At 36.6% G+C, this 939-nt stretch carries 2 protein-coding genes; both read left to right on the forward strand.

What is annotated here, in order from left to right; translation table 11 throughout:
- The first annotated feature begins 87 nt into the window (after positions 1-87).
- The gene (locus tag PL8927_RS27550; RefSeq protein WP_083625806.1) at positions 88-303 is read left to right on the forward strand and encodes a transposase family protein; all 216 of its coding nucleotides are present in this window, start codon (positions 88-90) and stop codon (positions 301-303) included.
- On the forward strand, positions 299-661 hold the full coding sequence (locus PL8927_RS27555; RefSeq protein WP_156093298.1) for an ISAs1 family transposase: 363 nt from the start codon (positions 299-301) through the stop codon (positions 659-661). The genes PL8927_RS27550 and PL8927_RS27555 overlap by 5 nt, the downstream gene beginning before the upstream one ends.
- Positions 662-939: the final 278 nt, after the last annotated feature.

The raw sequence follows: 939 nt of genomic DNA on the forward strand, positions 1-939 counted from the left end.
TTCAAAGTCGGGGGGAAAAGAGTAAAGAAAGAGCGATCGCTACCTGATAAAATCAAGAGCGGTCGCTTATTTTTGTAAAAAATAAAGATGCTAAAAACTTTAATAGAAAAACTGAAAAAAGTCAAGGATTACCGGAAAGCCCAGGGAACAAGGCATCCGATATGGCTAGTATTATTAATAGTCATTTTGGGGCTAATGTCGAAAAAATTAGGGTACAGAGAACTGGAAAATTTTGCGAAAATCAATCAACAAGAACTGAGTCAAGTTTTAAAAATCAAGCTAGAAAAACTACCATCATATTAGTCAAAGAACAGGATGTGTATTAAACCTGAAAAAGTTGGAGAACAAAAAAGAATCAGAAATCAGCCAAGCCCAAAAGATAGTAAGGGATTGCCAGTTAAAAGGAAAGGTAATAACCTTTGATGCGTTGCACTGTAATCAAAAAACTGCTGCCCTAGTCATTGAGAGCGGGAATGATTATATAATGGCTTTAAAGAAAAATCAAAAAAAGTTATATGAGCAAGTTGAAGCGGTAATAAAATGTGAAAATCCTTTGAGTGTAGATGTGACTCATGAACACAGCCATGGCAGAAAAGTGACTCGAAAAGTTTCAATTTATCAAGTGGATAGCAACTTTTTTCAGCAAGCCCTAAATAAATAGATGTAAGTTCTCTATACGAAAGCTTTAGAGAAGTTTTTGTTATTCACAAATCAGAAAAATTATCCCCTGAGCAAAACTCCAGACAATTCAGTTAGAATTGCTCAGTTTTTTCGCCTCATTCCTAAAAATTGGGGAGTCAATTTGACTCCCCAATTTTTGAAAATGAAACAGCCCTGCCTTAACAAGGGGGGAACAGATCCCCCTAAGTCCCCCTTTTTAAGGGGGATTTAGGGGGATCTAATCTCGGCTGTAATCACGGGTTTTCGGCTTAAGTTGAC

The sequence above is a fragment of the Planktothrix serta PCC 8927 genome, assembly GCF_900010725.2.
In the GTDB taxonomy this organism is placed as follows: domain Bacteria; phylum Cyanobacteriota; class Cyanobacteriia; order Cyanobacteriales; family Microcoleaceae; genus Planktothrix; species Planktothrix serta.

Coding starts and splice junctions, on each gene's coding strand:
- PL8927_RS27550 (WP_083625806.1), top strand. CDS start 88: ATGCTAAAAACTTTAATAGAAAAACTGAAAAAAGTCAAGGATTACCGG.